Source organism: Pseudomonas sp. o96-267, assembly GCF_003935465.1.
Lineage (GTDB): Bacteria > Pseudomonadota > Gammaproteobacteria > Pseudomonadales > Pseudomonadaceae > Aquipseudomonas > Aquipseudomonas sediminis.
This window is the reverse complement of the sequence record NZ_RHQP01000059.1, coordinates 1-15,412: the sequence shown is the minus strand read 5'-3', so window position 1 is coordinate 15,412 and position 15,412 is coordinate 1. Positions and strand designations below refer to the sequence as shown.

The following is a 15,412-nucleotide window of genomic DNA, read 5'->3' as shown; positions in this document are numbered from 1 at the left end:
CGTCTTGCTCATGGTGTCTCCGGTTCGGAGCGACAGTGTCGCTCATGAGTCGGTTACACAAAAATTCGTACACCCTCCACATTCTGACCGACTTCAAGCGTGTGGTGATTGACGGCTTCGAGGGCTTCATCGCGAGGTCTCCGTTCAATGGCTTTGCCGGCGCAGAGTATGTGATCGGTGGCGTTTTCTATGCGTTACTCAGCCGTACAGTTGTAGGCGAGGATCTTGAGAGCCAACTGGTGTTGGAAGCCCTGCGCCGCTCCAGCGTCGCGCTGGCTAATGCCAGTGAAAACGAGCTGGGTGATTACCTGCGCGACATGCCTCCGGAGTCTCTGAAGGGGCTGGGAAGTAATGTGAAGGGCATCTACCACGAGTTGCTTTATGTCCATAACTACAACGCTACTCATGACGATACCCAAGCCGCGGTCTTTGCAGCGACCAATTATCCCGGTGCGGATATTCAGATCACCAATATCGAGAGCGGGGAGGTTATTGAGCAGTTCCAGCTGAAGGCGGTTATGGATGCCGCCAAGATCGATGCGCACCTGGAGAGGTATCCGGTGATCTCGGTGCTGGCGACCAATGAGGTGGCCAAGCATTTCACCGATGCGCGCGTAGGCAGCAGCGGTCATGACAATGAGGCCCTTCAGGCTCAGGTGGATGAGGACCTGAGTGCAGTAGCCGGCAACGCTATTGGAGACCGCGCAGGCGATGCCGCACAGCTTGCGGCAGGCATTGCCTCCACACGGGAGCTGCTGGAGATGCTGCGCGGCGAAAGGGACTTTCCGGACGCCGCCGCGAACGTGCTGAAAGGCGCCGGAACAGCGGCTGCAGCCACTGCGCTCGCGGCTTACCTGTTTAGCTGAGCACGCCCCTAAAAAGAAAAGGGGGCAGATTTATCTACTACGCCGCAGACCGCCTCTCGTCGAGAGCGGCGACTATGCCTGACCGCTCCTGGCCGATAGCTACGCCTGAGTGTGGACAGGTTTCGTCTATTCAAGATGAACCGGTGTCCATACTCAGGCAACCACTGGGTAGTTGGCATCGCCCCATAAGGTGTCTGGGTTAGATTCTTTCTTGCAGCGCCTTGAAGAAGGCATCGATATTCTCATCGTGGCGTTTGTAGTAGGTCCAGGGCCCGATCCGCTGCGATGTCACCAATTGCGCGCGCTGTAGAGCTGCGAGATAAAGCGATGTCGTTGACTGCGAGAGGCCCGTGCGCTCTTGGATGATACTGACGCACACGCCTACCGTTTCTGGGTCGACTTCCTGCTCGGGAAAGACTGTCCTGGGATCCTTGAGCCAATTGAGGATGGCAAGGCGCGTCGGGTTCGCCAATGCTTTCAGGGCTTCGTTGACGTCAATAGTCATGAATTTTTTGAGACCTGTTTTTTTCGATATCTAGATATCTTCCTGATTCGCGCATCAAATTGGAAGGCTTCGCCATGATCTCTGCGCGCCAGCCCGTTGCAATGGCGGGCTGGTTTGGACTGGAATCCTAGTGTCCTGTCAGGTAGGACTATCGGGCACCTGCGCGCCGCCGAATTTAGGGACGATATGCTTGCCAAGCTCCTCGATAACCTCTGCTGCGGGGCGTTTACCATACTTGAGGTTCAGGATGACGTGATCTACACCGATTTCCTGAAGTGTATCCAGCAAGGCCCGCAGGTGGTTACGTCCCAGTCGGAATCCTAGATGGATAGGCGAGGGCGGCGTGGATGGGTTTTCGTCCAGGTCGATATACAGCGATTGCAAGAACGGCTTGTAGATAGCGCCACATTGTTTAACCGTTTCCTGTCGCCAATCTTCCACGATCAGTCGCTGTATTTTTGGCGGACGTGGATAGTTGATCCAGCCATGGCTTTCACGCGCGATCCAATCGAGCGGCTGGCGGCTGTGTCCGGTTACGAATAGCGGTATTTCCTGAGTCGTAGGTTTGGGAACGAGATCGGCCCCCAGTAACTCGCCGTGACTCCAGCGAATGGGCTCGAAGTGTGTTCGATGGGCTTGGCGTATCACATTGAGGTTTTCTTGAAAGGTCTCGCCACGCTGTTCGGGATCAACGCTGAATGCGGGAAACTCCACGGGACGATCGCCAGAGGCTACTCCCAGGAGCAAGCGACCTCCGCTCAACTGATCAATGCTCGCTGCGGCCTTTGCCGTGTGCAAGGGATTACGCAAAGTAAGGGCGATGGAGGCGGTGCCTAGTGCGATTTTTGTTGTATGGGCTGCCATGTAGCCCAGATACACCCAAGGGTCGAAAACCTGGCCGACATCGCCGAAGCTTGGGTCCCTGAGTGGCACGTCGCGAAACCAGAGCGCCGAAAAACCAAGTGCCTCTGCACGTTTGGCCAGCGCGACCTGATCTAGCATGCGCGGTGTATCACCTTCGAAAGCCTCCAGGGGAAAGAACAGCCCAAGGCTTAGATGACCCTGCCTGAAGGTCCGTTTGAATCCCCTATGCTCTTGGTAGGGAATCGTGCTCGGTTGGTACATGCTTAACTTCCTCGGTCAGCAAACGCTGAGCCACGCCCCTGAGTTATGGGGCGTGGCTCTGAGCGTTTAGGATTTGTAAGTCGGGTAGTCGGTGTAGCCCTTATCGGTACCGCCGTACATGCTGCTTGGATCAACTGGGTTAAGCGGCCAGTTGTTGGCGATACGAGCGGGCAGGTCGGGGTTCGCAATGAAGGGGCGGCCAAAAGCGATCAGGTCGCCCCAGCCAGCTTTTATCACGCGATTTCCTCGTTCAGCGGTGTACTTGCCGGCATAGATAATCTTGCCACTGAAGGTCTTACGAACAGCTTCCCGGAACGTCTCAGGCAGCTCGGGTGCGTTTTCCCAATCGGCTTCGGCGAGCGACAGGTAGGCAATGCCCACTTCCTCGAGGATCTTCACTGCCTCGATGTAGGTTTGGTGAGGATCTTCTTCGACCAGGCCAAGGTAGACGCGGTCTTCGTCTGTGGTCGCGAACAGCGGGGCGAAGCGAACGCCAACGCGCTCCTTGCCGACGACACCAGCAACGGCGAGGGTGATTTCGCGCAGGAAGCGAAGACGGTTCTGCAGCGAACCGCCATATTCATCATCACGCTGGTTGGTATGCGCCGAAATGAACTGGTTTACCAGGTACCCATTCGCGCAGTGAAGCTCCACCCCGTCAAAACCTGCGTCCAAAGCATTTCGGGCTGCTTGGGCGTAGAGCTCAACCAGTTCCTTTACCTCCTTGGTGGACAGGGCTCGTGGGGTCGAAGGGTCGGCCAGTGTACCCGTGCCGGGGCCAGTTTCGATGAACACCTTGACGTTGTCCGCGCGGATGGCTGATGGCGCGACGGGCGCTTCACCACCGGGTTGCAGCGACGTGTGCGACACGCGGCCCACATGCCAAAGTTGAGCAAAGATCACCCCCCCTTCGGCGTGAACAGCGTCGGTGACCTTACGCCAGCCTTGTATCTGTTCCGGGCTATGAATGCCAGGTGTCCAGGCATAACCCTGTCCTCGGGGTTCGATCTGTGTGCCCTCGGTCACCATGAAGCCAGCACCGCTGCGCTGACGGTAATATGTGGCCATTAGGTCGTTCGCAATATTGCCGGGTTGGGAGCTGCGCGAACGCGTCAGTGGCGGCAGAACGATACGGTTCTTGAGGGTGTATGGGCCCAGCTGAGTGGTTTTAAAAAGTTCTGAGTGTGTCATTTTACTTACCTGCATATCTAAAATATTCGATGTCTTAGGTCGAAAAACATGGATTAACGAGGTCTGAAGAGTCCGAGCGGTGCAGGCCACGAAGGCGCGCTGTGTGCCCTGCACCGCGCGGGCGACGTCGAGGGCTTCACCGTATTCGTCCGAAACTCACTGGTTGTCAATAAACAGGCCGTAGCTGCTGTCGGGAAGTTGATTCGGATGGGTATCGCTGGAATCTTTCATGGGAGTACCTCCTGAGGTTTCTAGCACTGTTATGGGTAGGCTATTCTCGATATTCATATATGTCAATATATTGATATCGCTTCCGGCACGTACGCATGGTTCCAAGCCCTTGCAGCTCACTTCTGGATCAGCTGGGAGCGCGCCGTGCTTCGCGCTAGGGTTATCTTTAGCTGGGCGGTTGCAGGTGCTGCGCTCGCCGATGGAGCGGGTGCTGGCGCTTATTACCCTGCATGGGGCCGACGAGTTCGCCGTGGCCGGTGAGGTGACTGGCACCAGCGGCCTGCATGCGCCGTTCTTCGAGTTCATCGTGCTGGAAGGGCGGCCGCTGCAGTTTGTGAGTCAGGGTGAGGTCTGATTGGCTGGGTTCCGGATCACCGGAAGGGTGGTTGTGGACCAGCACGGTTCGGGTGTACTCCGGATCCCAAGAGGACTCGCGAACGCTGAGCCATTGTGTAGCAACCGATTCAAAGGTGTGCTGGTGATCGAGCAGGCTAACGACTTTGGCCATGCGTCTTTGCAGCGAAGGGTCTTGGCCTCCCGCTAGCTGAGCCCGGGCATCGTCACGTTTGCGTCGGGCCTCTTGCAGGCCAACCTCCGGATAAACGCCAAGCGCCAGTCGTTTTTCCTTTCCCTGGAAACGGTACTTCAATCGCCAATACCGGCTACCGTTGGGCTGCACTTCCAGATACAGACCCTGTTCGTCATAAAGCCGGAAAGGCTTGTCTTGGGGCTTTGCGTTGCGGCAGTTGGTGTCTTTCAAGGGCATTGGGGGCACATCCTCTCCGAGCGAGCTGATGAGCGTTTTATGCCCCCATATATGCCCCCGTCAACTGTGGGATGCCCCGGGATTACGTGGGATGATATGGGCAATAAAAAAGCCGTAAAGCTTTGATTTCTCTATGCTTTACGGCTTTTCTGGGGCTTCCTGGGAAGACAAATTGGTGGGCCGGGGTAATCTGAAACGAATTTTTATCTTATTGAAATTTAAGATAAAAAGCCGGTTCAATATTCGAGTGGAATACCATTTGGAATACCGAGTGGCCGGATTTGAACCCGGGACTCCTGATTGCTGATCCAGGCTTCACCTTTGGTGGCCAGCTAAGAGTGACTCTCAGATGGCCCTTGGGCTCATCATTGCATGCTTGGCTACAGCAGCGTCGATGGCCTCTTGGATTATACGCAGGCGCTGCTCTGCAAGAATCGTTGCGGCCGCTTCGTTCTCGGGGGGGAGGGCGGGGAGCGCTTCCCCTAGGTAGGTCTCCCACTGCGCAAGCTGTTTCATGCAGTGATGCAGCTGCTTCTTGGTTTCTTCAATCCGGGTCTTGGCTAGCTCTTGTTCAAGCTTGCGTGCGTTGCGTATGGCTTTCATTGCCTGAGATTCGTGCCTAGCTTCCTCTTTGTATATCGAGACCTGCTTAGAGGCTGCCTCGATCAGATTTTCAATCAGGCCTGTTTCAGTAGTTTTGTGTCTTTTCGCCAGGGCCTTGAGCTTGGATTTGGTTGCTGTTGGAAGCGTGAAAGAGCACGTTTTTCGCCCGCCTTCCGCCAGTCTATAGCGCCGCTGTCTGATGGAGTTTCTCATCCGTTCAATGAGCTTTACGCCTGCTGCATATTTTTCTAGCTCATGGATCGACTCGGCGAGCGAGTGGTAAAGCATGGGGGGTGTCGGGCTGGGCTTGGCCTTAAGCCCTTCAGGCCATCGCTTCGACAGGTAGCTCGCTGCCCACTCCGCCTCTTTGCGATCGAGTTCATTTAGCCAGCTTGGCGCATTTTCAGTCTCAGCCATCCCCTCTTACCCCTCCCGTTTAGCGGTGCCGGTGCGCCGCACTCGTTCGATTATTGACGGTCGTTAACAGTGAAATTAACCGATCTGTTAATTGGCATGCGTCATGCGTGTTTAATGGTAAGGTTAACTCATTCATTACAGGGTGTGTTAATCGTCCTGTTACATGAATTATGGTTTGTGGGAAAATAGGGTATAAAGTCTGATCTAATTTGATCATGGAATTTTAGGTTAAGAGCTATGATAGCCTTCTTGAAGATTGATCTTGAGGCTGAATCAAGATTCTTCCTGCAAGCATTTCTTTGCATGAATGGCTTGAGTCTGGAGGCCCCTTACAAGATCAAGTCGGTAGCGAAGCAGCTCTGCTTGACGGAGAGATTTGTCCGGGACGCATCGCGAGAGTTGGTCAGGGCTAGACTTCTGAGGGAAAGCAAGCAGGAAGGCGGGGTTGGGCGTCCTGGTGTTGGATACGTTGCCTCGGAGCGCTTGCTTAGAGTGCTCGCCGAAGTAGGCAGAGAATTCACCCACCAAGAGCTAATGCTTCGCCTTTTTCTTGAGCCGGACATTTACGCAGTTGGAGAGGGTGAAACGTCGGTATCGACAGATCAGGAGGAAAAGTCATCCCGCTCCGCTACCCGCAAAGACGGTCGACCTGCTGCCCCTGGTGCCAAGGGGCGGCTGGGGGCTGCCTCCCGGATGTTATTGGCCGCTCTTCTCAGCGAGGCTGACGAGTGCGGTGTCGTGACTGGGCTTGGAGGGCCGAGGCTCAGGGCCATGACTGGACTCGACTCCTTATCGATCAAGCATCAATTGAAGCGTCTTTTGAGCTTTGGGTTCGTTCGTAGCTATGTGCCGGGGCTTTCGAATGGGGTTTTCGTTGGCTCAAAGGTCACGAGCATTTACTACCTGAACCTTGATCACCCGCAGCTCCGTGTGAAGCAGAGGCAGCGGGGATTGGTGGTGTACGCAACTCAGGGGCCGAACAAGTACGACATGCTTGAATCGGCAATGCCTACGATAGAGGCACTAAAAGTATTGGGGCCTAGAGCTTTGGATATGCTCTATCACAAGCTGGCAAGCCATACATCCCACCTGCTGACGGCTATTTGGACGGACCCTGAGTACGAGCTTGTTGACGTTAAAGCGGCAGTTTTTGAAAGGATTGCTGGTGAGCTGGGTGGGCCACTGACTGTTGGTGCTGATCGGGGTGTGCCTGGCCCATGGGATGGCTTGATGGAAAGCTTCCATGCTGAAGCGTGTAGATGGGCCGAGAGCATCTACAAAGGGCTGCGCCGAATGAAAGTTTGGCAAGGATACAGGCCCCAGCTGGTTAGACTCATCCCTGCTCCAGTCAGAAGCGATGGCTGGAGCATTGTGTCGCTGGTTGTCTATCCAGCCCCCAGAGCCAGCAATACATGTCTTTGGGTATGGGACGTGCGCGGAGGGAGGCTTGACTCGTATGTGCGAGAGGATGCATTGGACCTGGCGCTGCGCTATGAGGTGGCGCTTTTGACCAAGGCACCCTAGGCGAGCTACAGGCCGGTCATTTTTTACTGCCCTTGCAGATCCTCTGGGACATACAGAGGAGCCCTGCTGATGCGAATTTTCCGCTTACAAGACGTGATCACTGCTACTGGCCTGTCTAGGTCGACCCTGTACAAGTACATCTCGGAAGGCACCTTCCCGAAACCGGTATCGTTGGGCGACCGCTGCGTCGGCTGGGTCGATAGCGAGGTGCACGACTGGATTCTGGCCAGGATTGAGGAGCGTGACCAAGCAGAGGGTGCTGCAGTACGTTCCACCGGCCACCTGAGCATGGCTAGCTAGAACTGACCACCTGTGCCATGACCAGTCGGAGCTGGTCATGGCGCTTATGCCGGCTGCCTGAATCTGGCTGCTCGGCGATCTTCAGAAAGCCGGAGCAATGTTGCTCCCCATCGATCCGGCAGACTCTGGCTAGGCATCGGTCTCCATGGGCTTTTGGTCTGGTTTATGTCCGGAATACGTCTTCAGCAAAAAATGCCGTTGCGGCTTGGTGCGCAGTGTGGATTTTTCCGAGCCAGCCGGAGCTGTCAGTTGCGGTGTGGGTAGTATGCTTTTACTAGCTATTCCTACCCGAAGGGTTCTTGCCTCATTAACCGTGCAGTAGCAAGCTTCACCGACCAGATCCCATGTACCTGGAGGGGCTTAATCATCTGGCACTGAAGCACTATCTGAAGGGGCAATTATCCGGGGGATCTACCAACCACCAAGCAACACGATCAGTTCACCACGGGAGACCAGCTACCCATTCATCGCGGATGAGCTTCGTCACCGAGCATCCAGTCGAGGGTGATCAGGCAGGGAAATGTATCCAGTAAATTAAAACTCCGCAGGCATGGCTTATGAAACTCAACCATGAGAGGTCATAACCATGTTCAGCGATACCAATACCACCCAGCGCTACCCACTCCGTCACCCTGACAATCCCAACCTCCATCTGCACTACGGGGATACCTTCGAGGGCTTTCCCATACAGAGCGAAGTAGGCCCCTTTATTCGAGAGTGCCTGTCTGATCTCAAGCGCACCATCGACCTGGCTTTGGCTGAGTATCCGAGGGTGCTGGCGTTCAGGGTGGATCTCAGGCTACCCCAAGGTATCGAGCTACCCGACTTCGCCTATAAAAACCAGATCATCAGCCGGTTCTTCGAATCGTTTACGAAGAAGATCCAGTACCACCAGGGGCGGGTAGCTGAGCGTAGCTACTCGCGTGGGTGCAAAGTACGCTATGTCTGGTCGAGAGAGATTGGCCAGGGAGGTCGGCAGCATTATCACCTGCTGATCCTGTTGAATCGCGATGCCTACTACACCATCGGGCGTCTGGGCTCAGAGAGGGTCAACATGATCAGCCGCATAGAAGAGTCATGGGCCAGTGCGCTGGGGTTGTTGATGTCTGAAGTCGATGGGCTGGTACATATCCCCGAAAATCCAACGTATCGGATAGATCGGCATCCCCGTATGCGGAAGGTTGCATGGTCAGAACACAAGGTTCTTGTTGATGAGCTACCGGATCTGTTCCACCGGGCCAGCTACCTGTGTAAGAAAGCGACCAAGTCCTACGGGGATCGTCAGCGAGGATTCGGTACCAGTCGAGGGTAGTGGCTAGTTCGCCTTTGCGACCATTAACTCAGATCAGCGAGTGGTGTATGCGGGAGAGAGCAATTCTCTTTGCATACACCACCCAGCTGGCTTGGCGATGCGCCCAGGCCTCAGCGCTCCAGGTCCCCGATGGTAGTTGATAGCGTCCACCTCGTTGTCCGTATTTATAATCCGAGCAATTAGGCGTCAGGTTGGCCAGCCATTCGCGAGGCGATCACGTCGAGCTCTCCCTGTTCAAGGCGCGCTGTGGACCAGCCGTTAGCGAAGCTCACGCTTTCAGATCGTGGGAGTTTGTTTTCGGGAAGGCTGCGAACTCGCACTTTTGCCGGAAGGGCTGCGCCTTCGCCAACGAACAGGGCCTCCTGTTGGGCCAAGGTTGACAGTGCCTTGGTCATCCCAGAAAGCCCATCTGGCAGGAACCGTGCTACGTGGGTTTGGTCGGTGGCGTTAGTTAAACGCAAAATCAGCCATGTGCCGCATTGAGATTGAGATTGGCTAGGCTGTGAGGGCTTCCGGCAACCTGACGTGCTTGGCGCTACTGGAGCGGGGGACGCCATCCGAGCATTGGTTTGGCTTGGCGAGGCAAGCGCGGGGGATGCAGTTTCCAAACTTCATGAGCTGCTACCCGAGAGCGAATGGGGTGCTCTTGTGTCAGCTCACCGCTCGTTACCTATCTGGATGGCGAATGCAATCTGCGCTCAGTCGAGTTGCACCTGCACCCACCCTGTCAAGTTGGGCTAGCGGTTAGCTGTAGCCTACTTACCGCCAGACCGGCATTATCTGGGATGGGGCAATTCGATGTGAAAGCCCGTGAGGCTAGCCGCTGAGGTGCACCAGATGCGGCCTTTGTGAGCCTCAATGATGGATCGGGTGATTGCAAGCCCGAGCCCGGCGTTGCTCGGGCTGCCCTCCCGCCGAGCGGGGTCAACCCGGTAAAAACGGTCGAAGAGCTTCTCTAGATGCTCTGAGCTGATTGTGTCCCCTGGGTTCTCGATACTGAAGGTAGTGGAGTCCTCTGTCTCGCGGATCAGAACCGAAATTGTCTGTCCCGCCGGCGTGTAGCGCAGCGCATTGGACAGCAAGTTGGATAGCGCGCGATCAAGCATCAGCCGATCTCCCAGCACTTGGCCTTTGCCTGTGAGCGATAGCTCAATGCCGCGCTCTTCGGCCAGAAGGTGGTAGTAGTCAAACAGCTTGAAGACTACGTCAGCCAGTTCGATCCTGGCCTGCTCGGGGATGATCAGGCCATTATCAGCCTTGGCCAAGAACAGCATGTCATCAATCATCCGAGACATGCGCTTCAAGTCCTCCAGGTTGGAGTACAGATTCTCCTCATAGGCATTGATATCGCGTTTTTTACTCAGCACGACCTCGGTGTGGGTCATCAGATTGCTGACTGGAGTTCGTAGCTCGTGGGCAATGTCGGCCGAAAAATTGGAGAGCCTAACGAAGGCATCCTCTAGCCGAGCCAACATCGCATTGAAGGAGAGAACCAGTTGCTGAAGTTCCCGCGGCACTGGTTCGAGAGGGATTCGCTCCTGTAACGAGCGAGCGGACATCCCGGAGGCCACATGAGTGACTTGCCGCAGAGGCCTAAGGCCGCTGCGAGCAACCACCCAGCCGAGTGCGGCACTGAACAGGGCGCTGATGACCAATCCAATCCAAAACCATCGTTGCAGCGTGTCGAAAAAGTGTGTGTGATTGGTGACGTCAAGAATCAGCAACGCAGTGAGCGGCTCAGCCTGATCGGCTACCGAGATTTGCTCCGTCATGCCACGGTACATGTGTTGGCCGTTCTGCCACTCCCACATGCTCTGCTCATTTGCACGTCTGAAACGCTCAGGTACTTCGACTGCTCTGGGGTCGGAAAACAGTACAGAACCGTCACTGGCCAGGATAGTGGCGGCCAGATCCTGATGGGCTCCCAGCAAAGCTCGCAACTGCGGTAATTCTTCCGAAAGGCTCGCTTCACCGCGAGCATTGTTGAGGATATGTTTGGCGGATTCGAGTTTCTCCACCAGGGCCTGCCGATCCAGCATCTTGAAGTGGTGCTGGCTGAGCATATTGAAACTCAGCCCTGCTACCGTCAGGACTGCAATTACCGCGGACATGAACATCAGGCTCATGCGTGCGGTCAGCGAAAGGTGCTTCATATTCACTCCGGAGCATCCATCATGTATCCCATGCCGCGGGCGGTATGAATCAGCTTGAGATCGAAATCGTCATCGATTTTTGCGCGTAGCCGGCGTACCGCAACCTCAATGACATTGGTGTCGCTGTCGAAATTCATGTCCCAAACCTGAGAGGCAATCAGCGACTTCGGGAGCACCTCGCCGCGCCGGCGCAGTAGCAGTTCCAGCAGTGAAAACTCCTTCGCGGTCAGGTCAATTCTTTTCCCGCCACGGATCGCACGCCGCTTCATCAGATCGACTTCCAGATCGGCAATTTTCATGGTGGTCTGCGTCGGCGAACCATTACCTCTGCGCAACAGCGTTCTGACCCTGGCCAGAAGCTCTGAGAAAGCAAATGGCTTGATCAGGTAGTCGTCCGCACCCAGCTCCAACCCTTTTACGCGGTCTTCCACACCATCGCGTGCCGTCAAGAACAGTACGGGGACGTCTTTTCCTGCTGCGCGCAACATGCGCAGCACTTCCCAACCGTCCAGCCCAGGCATCATTACATCCAGAATTAGCAGGTCATAGGCTTCGCTAAGTGCATGCTGAAGGGCATCTGTACCGGTCATAACCCGGTCGACATTGAACCCAGCCTCGGTGAGACCTTGCTGGAGGTACGTACCGGTTTTGGGTTCGTCTTCAGCTACCAGTAGTTTCATGTGTGCAGACTCCAAAAGTCGGGTGGCCTGAGTTTGCAGGCAAACCGCGGCCCCAACCAGAAGCTTACGAAAATGTAATTCTGACTTCAGCTCACTGACAGGGTGGCTTGTCTAGGGTGCAAGCATGAGTACTAGGGATGGTCTGAAGTAGTTGTGTATTTCTGGCTGACTTCAGCCCCTGCCGATTTTAAAAGCGGCAAATCGATCAAAAACGCTCAGATCACCCGCTTATTTCTGTGTTTTTAGCCGCCGCGAGCACCTCGCGGCAGCCATTTTCCACATTACAGGCGCACCTCTCCTGCATTCGCCAGTAAATGTCGGCGCGCCATCCACAGGTTCGACAGCGCGAACAGCGTCATCAGTTGCGCCGTGTTCTTCGCCAGACCACGGAAGCGCACCTTCACATAACCGAACTGGCGCTTGATCACCCGGAACGGATGCTCGACCTTGGCTCGTACCTGAGCCTTGGCCTTCTCAATCTTGCGCTTGGCTTTGTACAAAGCACTGCGCTTATCAAGCTTCTTGTAAGTACTACGGCGGGCGGCGATCTGCCAGATGGCCTCCCGGCCTTCATGTTCAGGGCGTTTCTCGACGCCGGTGTAACCCGCGTCGGCACCGACCATGTTCTCATCGCCGTGCAGCAGCTTATCGACCTGGGTGACATCGGCCACGTTGGCCGCCGTGCCCACCACGCTGTGCACCAAGCCCGACTCATCATCGACACCGATGTGCGCCTTCATGCCGAAGTAGTACTGGTTACCCTTCTTGGTCTGATGCATTTCCGGGTCGCGCTTACCGTCCTTGTTCTTGGTCGAACTCGGCGCATTGATCAGCGTGGCATCGACGATCGTGCCTTGGCGCAGCGACAGCCCTCGGTCGCCCAGATAGCCATTGATGACAGCCAAGATGCCGGCGGCTAGTTCGTGCTTCTCCAGCAAACGACGGAAGTTGAGGATGGTGGTTTCATCGGGGATACGCTCCAAGCTCAGCCCCGCGAACTGGCGCAGGATGGTGGTCTCGTACAGCGCCTCTTCCATCGCTGGATCGCTGTAACCGAACCAGTTTTGCATCAGGTGCACGCGCAGCATCGCCATCAGCGGATAGGCCGGACGACCGCCTTCACCCTTGGGATAATGCGGCTCGATCAAGGCAATCAAACCCTTCCACGGCACCACCCGATCCATCTCGATCAGGAACAACTCTTTGCGGGTTTGTTTGCGCTTACCGGCGTACTCGGCGTCAGCGAAGGTCATCTGCTTCATGGGGAAACTCAGCGGGTGGAATCCGGGTCTTTTGCCAAAATCTGGAAGTCTTCTTCAGAGTTTCCCTAGGTTGTGCTCTCGGCCCTCGACAGACCAAAAGCAGAGGTGCCGGCCATAGTTTGCACTGATGGAGACTGCCCATGAAATCGCTGAAACCTTTGCTTCTGGTTGGTTCGCTACTGCTGTCTTCCATGGCTTGGGCCGAAGGGGGCAGCGACCGTGTATTCGAGCGCATCCAGCAGATGCGCGACAAAGCAGAAGCCGTGCTGATCCAGGCGGAGAAGGCCCCGGTCGGCGAGCGGCATGTGCACATGAAGGAGCATATGAACATGCTCGAAGACATCATGAGCCAGCTGCACAACGAACATCCCGCGCCAAACATGTCTGCCGAAGAGCATCTGGCCTGGATGGAAAAGCATGACAAGCTGGTAGACGACGTGCTGGCTCAAATGATCCGCGAGCACAAGCTAATGATGGCCGACAAAGAGTGCCATCGATAAGGATTTTCCCATCTTCCAGGCCTTCCGTGATTGCTCCTTTGGCCTAGCGGCGCCTTTATGGCGCCGTGCTTTTTCCCAGCTGACGCAATTGTAGTTTTGGGGTCAGCGGCCTGGCAGCAAGCGGGGAATAGCATGAGATTTCCAGCACCCATCTCGAGGTCTCACCATGAAACGCTTACCCCTTAAACTGCTGATCAGCACTCTGTTCATCAGCACCACCTTTCCGGCATTTGCCGAGGTCGGCGGCAGTAGCAATGGCATTGGGCAGCAGGCCCAGGCGACGCCAGCGACTCGTACCATCTTGGTAAAGATGGACGACATCAACTACAGCCAGAAAACGATCGATGTGAAGCCAGGTGAAACCGTGCGCTTCGTTCTGAAGAACGAGGGCGCGTTGATGCACGAGTTCAACATCGGGCAGGCAGCGTCCCAACTGGAGCACCAGCGCAAGATGGCGTCCTTGTTCAAGGACGGCACACTGACCCCGACCGGCATGGCCGAGCGCATTGTCTGGCATGAGCGTTATGGCATGGGAGACTCCAACCCTCCAGGCTATCCGGAAGTCATCAAAGCCAAGCATGACGACCCGAACGCGGTTCTCGTCGAGCCCGGCACAACCAAAGAGTTCGTGTGGACCTTCCCTAAGGCGGGCAGTTTGAGCTTCGCCTGTACATTGCCTGGGCATTACCAGGCGGGGATGGTCGGTGAGTTTGCTCTGCGTTAGTCCGGCATCGGTGCTACCCGTTGGCCGCGAGCTGGGTAGCACCGATCTGACGAACCTTACTGCGATGTAGTTTTCACGTCAGCGTACCGCCAGCTGCACCTCATTAGCATCGGGACTCATCCCTCCTCAACACCTCAGAGGCACACCATGAAACTCAGACCCGCTTTCATAATCACCACCCTTGGCTTGCTGCTCAGTGCTGCCAATGCGCTGGCCAGCCCGGGCCACAAGAAAGACAGTATTGGGCAACCGGGAGACGGTCAGGCAGTAGATCGCACCATCGAAGTCCGGATGGGGGACATCTTCTTCGAACCCAAAGCAATGGAGATCAAAGCAGGCGAGACAGTTCGCTTCGTCCTGAAAAATGACGGTGCACTGCTACACGAATTCAATCTTGGCAAAGCGGCATCCCATGCCGCGCACCAGAAAGAGATGGCCGCGATGTTTCAGAACGGCACGCTGTCCCCTACAGGTGCACATGACATGAGCAATATGGGCCATGCCATGGGCGGCATGAAGATGGTCGGTATGGAACACGATGACCCCAACAGTGTTCTTGTCGAACCTGGAGCACGCGAAGAGTTGATCTGGACCTTCTCCGCCGCCACCGAACTGGAGTTCGCCTGCAATATTCCAGGACATTATCAGTCGGGAATGGTCGGTAAGGTGACCGTACGCTGACGTTTATTGATACTCGCCAGCTCCGTCCAGTCTGAGACACCTATAGTGATCCGGCCGCCATTGAAACGAGGCTATTGTCGTGGACCATACCCATCACACCAGTACCACTGAGCCGCCTTTTTGGAAGAGCAAGATTGGCATTGCGCTGATCATGCTGGCCGTAATCGTGTGATCGATACGCTCGCTGAGCAGCACGGGGCACGTGTATACCGACCGGAGGCTCTGTACTGCTGCCGGTCTGCAATGCAAGCGGTGGTGGGAGGTGCTGCCGACTTTCTGAGTGCAGCCATTCAAGCGCGAGAGCGCAATAGACACCTTGCCCGACCGATCGCAAGACGCTCTGTAGGCAGCACATTACTTCTCAAGGGGCTGGAGGCGGATGTCTCGGTTGTCCTGCATCCTGAGCTTATGACCCCCCAGAATCTATACGTCGCACTGACGAGGGGCGCAAGGCATGTCGTGGTGTGTTCACCAACCCCCATCCTTGCGCCCGTGTGTTGCCGCTGACCGAAAACTGACCCAGTAGAGGCTGTTCTGCCGACTGAAAACTGACCCAGGTGTTCAACTGCTTC

At 55.8% G+C, this 15,412-nt stretch carries 16 protein-coding genes and 1 pseudogene; 8 read left to right on the top strand and 9 right to left on the bottom strand.

Translation table 11 applies throughout. The features are described from left to right. A partial coding sequence (locus EGJ86_RS24075; protein WP_218565898.1) for a hypothetical protein occupies positions 1 to 866 on the top strand: 866 nt, incomplete at its 5' end. Between the two features lie 199 nt (positions 867 to 1,065). On the opposite strand, the gene EGJ86_RS24070 is transcribed toward EGJ86_RS24075, so the two are convergent. The 5 genes from EGJ86_RS24070 to EGJ86_RS24045 form a co-directional block, all read right to left on the bottom strand. Next, positions 1,066 to 1,371 (bottom strand): helix-turn-helix transcriptional regulator, encoded by a 306-nt coding sequence (locus EGJ86_RS24070; protein WP_012464920.1) that lies wholly within the window; start codon positions 1,369 to 1,371, stop codon positions 1,066 to 1,068. Between the two features lie 138 nt (positions 1,372 to 1,509). Beyond that, positions 1,510 to 2,496, bottom strand: coding sequence for an LLM class oxidoreductase (locus tag EGJ86_RS24065; protein ID WP_125836877.1), 987 nt, complete (start codon positions 2,494 to 2,496; stop codon positions 1,510 to 1,512). A 66-nt stretch (positions 2,497 to 2,562) separates the two neighbouring features. After that, the gene (locus EGJ86_RS24060) at positions 2,563 to 3,687 is read right to left on the bottom strand and encodes an alkene reductase (RefSeq protein ID WP_015275826.1); all 1,125 of its coding nucleotides are present in this window, start codon (positions 3,685 to 3,687) and stop codon (positions 2,563 to 2,565) included. Between the two features lie 397 nt (positions 3,688 to 4,084). Further along, positions 4,085 to 4,684 carry an integrase arm-type DNA-binding domain-containing protein gene (locus EGJ86_RS25040; protein WP_158620919.1) on the bottom strand — a complete coding sequence of 200 codons (600 nt, stop codon included), beginning with the start codon at positions 4,682 to 4,684 and terminating at the stop codon, positions 4,085 to 4,087. A gap of 345 nt (positions 4,685 to 5,029) precedes the next feature. Further along, entirely contained in the window at positions 5,030 to 5,704 is a 675-nt protein-coding gene (locus EGJ86_RS24045; RefSeq protein ID WP_096827203.1) for a hypothetical protein, read from the bottom strand. A 237-nt stretch (positions 5,705 to 5,941) separates the two neighbouring features. On the opposite strand from EGJ86_RS24045, the gene EGJ86_RS24040 reads away from it, so the two are divergent. The 3 genes from EGJ86_RS24040 to EGJ86_RS24030 all read left to right on the top strand — a co-directional run bounded on the left by EGJ86_RS24040 (position 5,942) and on the right by EGJ86_RS24030 (position 8,840). Further along, on the top strand, positions 5,942 to 7,228 hold the full coding sequence (locus EGJ86_RS24040) for a hypothetical protein (RefSeq protein WP_125836876.1): 1,287 nt from the start codon (positions 5,942 to 5,944) through the stop codon (positions 7,226 to 7,228). Between the two features lie 69 nt (positions 7,229 to 7,297). Further along, positions 7,298 to 7,528 carry an AlpA family transcriptional regulator gene (locus tag EGJ86_RS24035; RefSeq protein WP_096827201.1) on the top strand — a complete coding sequence of 77 codons (231 nt, stop codon included), beginning with the start codon at positions 7,298 to 7,300 and terminating at the stop codon, positions 7,526 to 7,528. Positions 7,529 to 8,114: 586 nt separating this feature from the next. Continuing rightward, positions 8,115 to 8,840 (top strand): inovirus Gp2 family protein, encoded by a 726-nt coding sequence (locus EGJ86_RS24030; protein ID WP_043107039.1) that lies wholly within the window; start codon positions 8,115 to 8,117, stop codon positions 8,838 to 8,840. Between the two features lie 33 nt (positions 8,841 to 8,873). Here the strand turns inward: EGJ86_RS24030 and EGJ86_RS24025 are convergent, their stop codons facing one another. From EGJ86_RS24025 to EGJ86_RS24005, 4 genes are all read right to left on the bottom strand, one after another. Continuing rightward, complete coding sequence (locus tag EGJ86_RS24025) at positions 8,874 to 8,990, bottom strand: DUF4113 domain-containing protein (protein WP_232531459.1); 117 nt, start codon at positions 8,988 to 8,990, stop codon at positions 8,874 to 8,876. A 626-nt stretch (positions 8,991 to 9,616) separates the two neighbouring features. Next, on the bottom strand, positions 9,617 to 10,993 hold the full coding sequence (locus tag EGJ86_RS24015; RefSeq protein ID WP_012018612.1) for a heavy metal sensor histidine kinase: 1,377 nt from the start codon (positions 10,991 to 10,993) through the stop codon (positions 9,617 to 9,619). A gap of 2 nt (positions 10,994 to 10,995) precedes the next feature. Continuing rightward, positions 10,996 to 11,673: a heavy metal response regulator transcription factor gene (locus EGJ86_RS24010; protein WP_004374688.1), complete on the bottom strand. Its 678-nt coding sequence runs from the start codon at positions 11,671 to 11,673 to the stop codon at positions 10,996 to 10,998. 281 nt (positions 11,674 to 11,954) lie between these two features. After that, positions 11,955 to 12,935: an IS5-like element ISPre1 family transposase gene (locus EGJ86_RS24005; RefSeq protein ID WP_125836875.1), complete on the bottom strand. Its 981-nt coding sequence runs from the start codon at positions 12,933 to 12,935 to the stop codon at positions 11,955 to 11,957. A 140-nt stretch (positions 12,936 to 13,075) separates the two neighbouring features. On the opposite strand from EGJ86_RS24005, the gene EGJ86_RS24000 reads away from it, so the two are divergent. From EGJ86_RS24000 to EGJ86_RS25440, 4 genes and pseudogenes are all read left to right on the top strand, one after another. Beyond that, a complete protein-coding gene (locus EGJ86_RS24000; protein WP_003246763.1) occupies positions 13,076 to 13,435 on the top strand; it encodes a co-regulatory protein PtrA N-terminal domain-containing protein in 360 nt (119 codons plus the stop codon). A gap of 166 nt (positions 13,436 to 13,601) precedes the next feature. Then, positions 13,602 to 14,159: a plastocyanin/azurin family copper-binding protein gene (locus EGJ86_RS23995; protein WP_003139550.1), complete on the top strand. Its 558-nt coding sequence runs from the start codon at positions 13,602 to 13,604 to the stop codon at positions 14,157 to 14,159. Between the two features lie 147 nt (positions 14,160 to 14,306). Beyond that, entirely contained in the window at positions 14,307 to 14,840 is a 534-nt protein-coding gene (locus tag EGJ86_RS23990) for a plastocyanin/azurin family copper-binding protein (RefSeq protein WP_003246762.1), read from the top strand. Positions 14,841 to 15,008: 168 nt separating this feature from the next. Next, positions 15,009 to 15,347, top strand: a pseudogene (locus tag EGJ86_RS25440) (DNA helicase UvrD); the annotation flags it as partial. Between the last annotated feature and the right edge of the window lie 65 nt (positions 15,348 to 15,412).

Coding starts and splice junctions, on each gene's coding strand:
- EGJ86_RS24000 (WP_003246763.1), top strand. CDS start 13,076: ATGAAATCGCTGAAACCTTTGCTTCTGGTTGGTTCGCTACTGCTGTCT.
- EGJ86_RS24005 (WP_125836875.1), bottom strand. CDS start 12,935: ATGAAGCAGATGACCTTCGCTGACGCCGAGTACGCCGGTAAGCGCAAA.
- EGJ86_RS24015 (WP_012018612.1), bottom strand. CDS start 10,993: ATGAAGCACCTTTCGCTGACCGCACGCATGAGCCTGATGTTCATGTCC.
- EGJ86_RS25040 (WP_158620919.1), bottom strand. CDS start 4,684: ATGCCCTTGAAAGACACCAACTGCCGCAACGCAAAGCCCCAAGACAAG.
- EGJ86_RS24035 (WP_096827201.1), top strand. CDS start 7,298: ATGCGAATTTTCCGCTTACAAGACGTGATCACTGCTACTGGCCTGTCT.
- EGJ86_RS24040 (WP_125836876.1), top strand. CDS start 5,942: ATGATAGCCTTCTTGAAGATTGATCTTGAGGCTGAATCAAGATTCTTC.
- EGJ86_RS24065 (WP_125836877.1), bottom strand. CDS start 2,496: ATGTACCAACCGAGCACGATTCCCTACCAAGAGCATAGGGGATTCAAA.
- EGJ86_RS24030 (WP_043107039.1), top strand. CDS start 8,115: ATGTTCAGCGATACCAATACCACCCAGCGCTACCCACTCCGTCACCCT.
- EGJ86_RS23995 (WP_003139550.1), top strand. CDS start 13,602: ATGAAACGCTTACCCCTTAAACTGCTGATCAGCACTCTGTTCATCAGC.
- EGJ86_RS23990 (WP_003246762.1), top strand. CDS start 14,307: ATGAAACTCAGACCCGCTTTCATAATCACCACCCTTGGCTTGCTGCTC.
- EGJ86_RS24010 (WP_004374688.1), bottom strand. CDS start 11,673: ATGAAACTACTGGTAGCTGAAGACGAACCCAAAACCGGTACGTACCTC.
- EGJ86_RS24060 (WP_015275826.1), bottom strand. CDS start 3,687: ATGACACACTCAGAACTTTTTAAAACCACTCAGCTGGGCCCATACACC.
- EGJ86_RS24070 (WP_012464920.1), bottom strand. CDS start 1,371: ATGACTATTGACGTCAACGAAGCCCTGAAAGCATTGGCGAACCCGACG.
- EGJ86_RS24045 (WP_096827203.1), bottom strand. CDS start 5,704: ATGGCTGAGACTGAAAATGCGCCAAGCTGGCTAAATGAACTCGATCGC.